At 66.7% G+C, this 6,323-nt stretch carries 6 protein-coding genes; 4 read left to right on the top strand and 2 right to left on the bottom strand.

Annotation, left to right across the window (positions count from 1 at the left end):
• Positions 1 to 1,504, bottom strand: a 1,504-nt coding sequence (locus ACE3O8_RS12510; protein ID WP_374390238.1) for a hydantoinase/oxoprolinase family protein, incomplete at its 3' end; no start/stop codon positions are given.
• 255 nt (positions 1,505 to 1,759) lie between these two features.
• Between ACE3O8_RS12510 and ACE3O8_RS12505 the strand changes: the two genes are divergently transcribed.
• The 4 genes from ACE3O8_RS12505 (at position 1,760) to ACE3O8_RS12490 (ending at position 5,820) form a co-directional block, all read left to right on the top strand.
• Entirely contained in the window at positions 1,760 to 2,572 is an 813-nt protein-coding gene (locus ACE3O8_RS12505; protein ID WP_374390236.1) for an ABC transporter ATP-binding protein, read from the top strand.
• 55 nt (positions 2,573 to 2,627) lie between these two features.
• On the top strand, positions 2,628 to 3,395 hold the full coding sequence (locus ACE3O8_RS12500) for an ABC transporter permease (RefSeq protein ID WP_374390234.1): 768 nt from the start codon (positions 2,628 to 2,630) through the stop codon (positions 3,393 to 3,395).
• Between the two features lie 105 nt (positions 3,396 to 3,500).
• Positions 3,501 to 4,700, top strand: a complete 1,200-nt coding sequence (locus ACE3O8_RS12495) for an FAD-dependent oxidoreductase (protein WP_374390232.1) — start codon at positions 3,501 to 3,503, stop codon at positions 4,698 to 4,700.
• Positions 4,701 to 4,731: 31 nt separating this feature from the next.
• A complete protein-coding gene (locus ACE3O8_RS12490; RefSeq protein ID WP_374390230.1) occupies positions 4,732 to 5,820 on the top strand; it encodes an ABC transporter substrate-binding protein in 1,089 nt (362 codons plus the stop codon).
• On the opposite strand, the gene ACE3O8_RS12485 is transcribed toward ACE3O8_RS12490, so the two are convergent.
• Positions 5,796 to 6,323: LysR substrate-binding domain-containing protein (locus tag ACE3O8_RS12485; RefSeq protein ID WP_374390228.1), on the bottom strand; the 528-nt coding region annotated here is incomplete at its 5' end. The genes ACE3O8_RS12490 and ACE3O8_RS12485 overlap by 25 nt on opposite strands.

Raw genomic sequence — 6,323 nt, 5'->3', positions numbered from 1 at the left:
CAAGATCGGCCCACAGGAAACCAACCGCCGAACCAACGCCCGCATCGGGCGGCACCAGGACCGTGCCGATGCCGATGGCCTCGGCGATGCTGGCGGCGTGCAACGGGCCACCGCCGCCAAAGGCGATGAGCGCCCGGCGCGCCGGGTCGGCACCATGCTCGACGGCATGGAGCCGGGCGGCCAGGGCCATCGCCTCATCCACCGCGGCCAGGATCGCGGACGGGCCGGTCGCGCGATCGCCGGCCGCGCCCAGGGTCGCGACTGCCGCCGCGGCCAGCGCGGGATGCAGCGGCACCGTTCCGCCCGCAAAGGCCTCCGGCGACACCCGCCCCAGCAGCAGGTTGGCATCGGTGACCGTGGGCCGGGTGCCGCCCCGCCCATAACAGGCCGGGCCAGGGGTCGAGCCGGTGCCCTCGGGCCCCACGCGCAGTCGCCCCAACGAATCCTGCCAGGCGACCGACCCGCCGCCGGCGCCGATTTCCAGGAGATCGACGCTGGGAACCTTCAGCGGCAGGCCGCTGCCCTTGACGAACTTCTCCATTCGCGCCGCTTCGAAGGTCGAGGTCAGTTGCGGCGCGCCCGCGTCGATCAGCGTCATCTTGGCCGTCGTGCCACCCAGGTCGAAGGCCATGGCCGCGTCGATGCCGTGGCGCCGGGCAAGGCCCGCGGCAAAGATTGCGCCGCCGGCCGGTCCGGATTCGATCAGGCGCACCGGAAAGCGTTGCCCGGTGGCGAAGTCGCACAGCGTGCCGCTGGACAGCATCAGCAGTCGCGGGCAGCCGAAGCCTTCGGCTTCAAGGCGCGCGCCGAGCCGCTTGAGATAGCTTGCGACCAGCGGCTGTACATAGGCATTCGCGGCAGCGGTGGTGAAGCGTTCATATTCGCGGATGACCGGCGCCACCTCTGAAGACAGCGTCAGCGGCAGACCGGGCAGCAGATCCTGCAGGAGGTCGCGCGCCTCCCGCTCATGCGCCGGGTTCACGTAGCTGTTCAGGAAGCAGATCGCGGCGCTTTCCGATCCGGCATCCCGCAGTTGCGCCGCCACGGAGATCAGCGCGGCGCGGTCCAACGGCAGCAGGACCGTGCCATCCGCGGCGATGCGCTCCGGCACTGGAAAGCGCAGGCGGCGCGGCACCAGCGGTTCAGGCTTGCGCAAATCCAGATCGTATTGGGCATAGCGATCCTCGCGTCCCATTTCGATCACGTCGCGGAAACCTTCGGTGGTAACGAGCGCCGTGCGGGCGCCTTGCCGCCCGATCACGGCGTTGGTGGCAAGCGTGGTGCCGTGAACGATGCCGGTGACATCCGCAGGCGTCAGCCCCGCCCGCGCGACCAGGTCCCGCACGCCGCCCAATATCGCCTCGTCCGGCGACAGCGTCGTGGTCAGTCGTTTGTCGAACAGGGAGTGCCCATCCGTCAGTTCCAGGAACGTGTCTGTAAAGGTCCCGCCGACATCGACCCCGATTCTTGCCTTCGACACGTCAGATGCAACCCGATGAACCATGAATCGCTGCCAGCAAGCGCGCTGCCGGCAGGCGCGTAAACTTCAATTTATCACCACGGCATGTCGAATAATTCGGCGATGCAGCCAGGAGCGCATCCTGCGCGAAGGGACAGGGCGCATGCGCCCGGCTGGCACCGACAGGTGCGACAACCGACAGCTCCGACATTAGCAATTCAAATGCGAATTATTGACATTGCACCGCACCCCTCCGCGGCTAGGGTTCACTTGCTTTTTCGAAACAGGCGGGGCGGACTCATGGAGACCCGGAGCGCTGTCGCAGCGGGAGCGTCGATCCGGCTGAGCCGCGTCAGCAAGATCTTCCCCTCGCCGAAGGGCCCGGTCGAGGCGCTGGCGAATGTCGAGCTGACCATCGCCCCGGGCGAGTTCGTGTCGATCCTCGGCCCCAGCGGCTGCGGGAAAAGCACCCTGCTGATCGCGATCGCCGGGCTGGAGCCGCCGACGAGCGGCACGATCAGCATTGCCGGGCGCATCGTCGGCGCACCGCGGCGCGAAACCGCGATCGTGTTCCAGGATGCGACCCTGCTGCCCTGGAAGAGCGCGCTTCAGAACGTCCTCTACCCGTCGGAAATCGGGCGTCAGCCGCGCAGCGCGCATGAGCCGAAGGCGCGGGCGTTGCTGCAGCGGGTCGGGCTGGCCGGGTTCGAGGATCGACGGCCGAAGCAATTGTCGGGCGGGATGCGGCAGCGCGTCGCGCTGTGCCGGGCGCTGGTGCAGGACCCCGACGTGCTGCTGATGGACGAGCCCTTCTCGGCGCTCGACGCCATCACCCGCGATGAGATGGCGGAATTGATGCTGGATCTGTGGGGCGAAGGCGGCGGCCGGACGGCGGTGTTCGTGACCCATTCCATTCACGAAGCGGCATTGCTGTCCGACCGAGTGGTGGTCATGCGGCGCCGCCCCTGCGAGGTGATTGCCGACATCACGGTGCCCTTTGCCCGCCCACGCCGCACGACGATCGTCGACGATCCCGCCTTCGTCGCGCTTTGCGCCAAGTTGCGCGGTCTCATCGAGGTGTCGATGGGCCGCCGGAGCAATTCCGCTGCCTGACAGTCTCGACAGCCGCCCGACCTCTTCAGGGCTATCCCATCCCGGCAAGGAACTCATGCGCAGCCGGTGGTTCGCCTATAGCCGCGCCGTCATTCTTCCCCTGCTGACCGGTGGCTGTTTCCTGCTGATCTGGTGGGCGGTCGCCACCTGGAGCGGCCTGCCCGCGGTCGTGCTGCCCCATCCCGCCCAGGTGTGGAAGATCCTGTCATCGAACTTCCCGCTCCTGGCGGGGCATATGTGGCAGACCCTGGTGGAATCGACGCTGGGTTTCCTCATCGCCACCGTGGCGGGCGTGTCGATCGCGATCGTCATCACCTATTCCAACCTGATGCGGCAGGCCTTCTATCCGCATCTCGTGCTGTTCCAGTTGATCCCGAAGGTGGCGCTTGCGCCGCTGTTCGTGGTCTGGCTGGGGATCGGCGCGCCAGCGCGGCTGTCCTTTGCCACCTTCATCGCCTTCTTCCCACTGGTGATCGCAACCTCCCAGGGGCTGACCGAGGTGCCGTCGGATATGCTCAGGCTGTCGCGGTCGCTGTCGGCCACGCGCTGGCAGGTGTTCCGCACCATCCGGTTTCCCTATGCGCTGCCCTACATTTTCGCGGGCATGAAGATCTCGGTCACCATGGCGATGATCGGCATCATCGTCGGTGAGTTCATCGCCGCGCAGAAGGGGCTCGGCTACTTGATCCTGTTTGCCTCGTCCCAGGCCAATACAGCGCTGATCCTCGCGGCGATCGCGCTGCTGTGCCTCGTCGGCCTCGTGCAGTTCGGCATCGTCGTGCTGCTGGAGGGGGTGGTGAAGCGGCATTACGGAAACGATTGACCGGTCGCCGGGACGACCAGTCGGGTGGCCCATTTTCGCGCGGACCGGCGCCGGCGTTCCCGCGCCCGGCAACGGGCTGCGCTCCGCAACCAGAAGGCACCATCGATGTCAGAGGACACGATACTGATCGCAGGCGGAGGCCCGGTCGGCATGACCGCAGCCCTTGCCTTGGCCCGGAAGGGCATGCCCGTCCGCGTCTTCGAAGCGACTGATGGCTTCGCCAGCGATCCGCGGGCCTCCTCGATCCACCCGGCCAGCCTGGATATCCTGGAACCCCTTGGGCTGAATCCCGAGATCCTGCGCCTCGGGCATCACGTCCACACCTGGCAGTTCTGGGACCGGATCGACGGGCCCCTCGTCACGCTGCATCTGTCGGAACTGGCGGGGCTCACCCGGCATCCGTTCCGCATCCAGCTGGAACAGCACGTGCTGTGCGGGCTGATGGCGGATCAGCTTCGCACCCTCGGGGTCGAGGTTGAGTTCGACAGCCGCATCGCCTCGGTCACGCAGGATGACAGCGGGGTCGGCGCGGCGATCGAAACCCCGGGAGGCATGGTGCCAGTGCGGGGGCGCTACCTCGTTGCCGCCGATGGTGGTCGCAGCGGCATCCGGAAGTCCCTGGACATTCCCTTCGAGGGCTACAGCCTGTCCGAGCTGTTCGTCGTGGTCACGACGCTGCACGATTTCAGCCGCTATGGCTTTGAAGACGCCTGCCATTTCGCCGACCCCGATGAATGGGCGACGCTGTTCCGGGTGCCCAATGCCAGCGGCGACCCTTTCTGGCGCGTTTCCATGCCCGTGCTGCCCGGTGTCCCGCGCGAACAGGCCGCCGAGTTCGAGGTCTGCTCCGATCGCCTGCAGGTGCTGATCGACCCCGGCCATCGGGTAACGGTGCTGCATTCGAACCTCTATGGCGTGCAGCAGCGCGTCGCCGGGCGCTTCCGCGAAGGCCGTGTCCTGCTGGCAGGGGATGCGGCGCATGTGAACGGCCCGACCGGGGCGCTGGGCATGAACTTCGGCGTTCAGGACGCCATGTTTCTGAGCGACCAATTGTCGCGCGTCTACGAGACCGGCGATGACGCGCCACTCGACCGCTATGACCGCCAGCGCCGCACGTTGGCGCAGGCCATCCTGCAGACCCAGCCACAGCAGATCAAAGCCCGGCTGGAGATGCGCGACCCGGAAGAGCGCCGCCGCCGCAACGACAATATGCGCCGCCTCGGCAGCGACCCCGAGCGCCGTCTCGCCTTTCTCAAGGAGCAGTCGATGCTGAACAGCGTCGAACAATCGCTCGCCATCGCCTGACCATCAGCCATCCAACAGGAGCCCCCCAACGATGACCATGGACACTCGACTTTCCAGGCGTTCGGTTCTGGCGGCGGCTGCCGCCATCGGCACCGGCGCCGCATTGCCGATGCCTGCGCTGGCGCAGGGCCGCAGGCGCGTGAAGTTCGCCAATTCCTGGGTGCCCGAAGGCTCGAACCTTCCGGCCTATGTGGCCTTGGGCAAAGGGTACTGGAAGGATCGCGGCTTCGATGTCGAGATCACGCCGCGCGTCGGCGCCCAGCAGATCTACGCCGGCGAATTCGACATCGGTTTCATCAACGGCTCGACGCTGCCGGTGCAGAAAGCCCGCGGCGTCGATCTGATCGCCATCGGCCAGCTCGACTACAAGACCACCATGGGCATCGGCCTGCTGGCCTCCTCGCCGATCACCTCGCCCAAGGGTCTCGAGGGGCGCAAGCTCGGCTCCTCACCCAATTCATCCGAGTATCCATTCCTGCCGGCCTATGCCGAGGCCGCCGGCTTCGATCTGTCGAAGGTCGATCGGATCCAGCTGGACACCCAGGTCCGTGAGACCGCCCTGTTGCAGGGCAATGTCGATGCGATCACCGGTGTCGGTTCGTCGATCCTGTCGAAGCTGGTGCCGCAGGGCCATCGGCTGAAGTTCATGCTGTACAACGATGCCGGGCTGACCCAGCTGATGGGCCAGACGATGGTGGCCACGCCCGCCATGCTGGCGCGCGATCCGCAGATGTGCGCCGCCATTGTCGAAGGCATGATGGAGGCGATCAAATTCACGGCGCTGAATGTCGATGCCGCCATCGCGACATTCCTGGAGCAGGTGCCGGAAATGGCGCTCAACCCGGTGGCGCAGGACCAGCTCAAGCTGTCGCTGGGCATCACCCAGACCATGAACCTGGTGCCTGAGGTCAAGGAACACGGCGTCGGCTGGATGAGCGCCGACAAGTACCTGGGCATGTGGAACCTGGCGCAGACCTATGTGGTCAAGGCAGGCACGCCGGCCCCGGCGATCGACACGCTGATGCTCAACCGCTTCGTCGGCGGGGTGACCTATACCGATGCTGAATGGACGGCGCTGAATGCCCGGCTCGCGCCCTACAAGGCGCTGTTCGCGGTCTGATCCCGGCTCGGTTCCGGCGGAACGGGCTGGTCCAGCCAGTCCTGGAGCCGATCACGGATGCGTCGCAGGCAATGCGACATCGCGGCGGAGAGGGTGCGCCCTCTCCGCACGCAGCAGGCCAGTTGGCCGGCGACCGAGGGCGCACCCTCCAGCGCGACATAGCGGATGCCTGGCCTCAGCGGGTCGATCCCCGGCTGGCGGCGAGCCTGGACGCCGACGCCGAGGCCTGCTTGGACCATGTCGGCCATCAGTTCGAAGGAATTGGTGACCAGCTTCGGCGTCAGATCCAGCCCGGACGATGCCAGCATCGTGTCCATGACCTGCCGCAGCATGATGTCGGGCCCCGGCAGAATGAGCCGCTCGGACACCACCTCCACCAGCGTGACGGACGGCTTCATGGCCATCGGGTGATCCACGGGCATCATGATGTGAAGCTGGGTCGGGCTGGCGGCGATGACTTCGATGTCGCGTCGCGCCATGACCCCGAGGGCAAGGATGATGTC

Origin of the sequence: Sandaracinobacter sp., assembly GCF_041909755.1 — a bacterium.
In the GTDB taxonomy this organism is placed as follows: domain Bacteria; phylum Pseudomonadota; class Alphaproteobacteria; order Sphingomonadales; family Sphingomonadaceae; genus Sandaracinobacteroides.
This window is presented reverse-complemented; position numbering and strand designations above follow the sequence as displayed.

Bases quoted from the DNA above. Each gene is read 5' to 3' on its own strand.
- ACE3O8_RS12505 (WP_374390236.1), top strand. From the start codon at position 1,760: ATGGAGACCCGGAGCGCTGTCGCAGCGGGAGCGTCGATCCGGCTGAGC.
- ACE3O8_RS12500 (WP_374390234.1), top strand. From the start codon at position 2,628: ATGCGCAGCCGGTGGTTCGCCTATAGCCGCGCCGTCATTCTTCCCCTG.
- ACE3O8_RS12495 (WP_374390232.1), top strand. From the start codon at position 3,501: ATGTCAGAGGACACGATACTGATCGCAGGCGGAGGCCCGGTCGGCATG.
- ACE3O8_RS12490 (WP_374390230.1), top strand. From the start codon at position 4,732: ATGACCATGGACACTCGACTTTCCAGGCGTTCGGTTCTGGCGGCGGCT.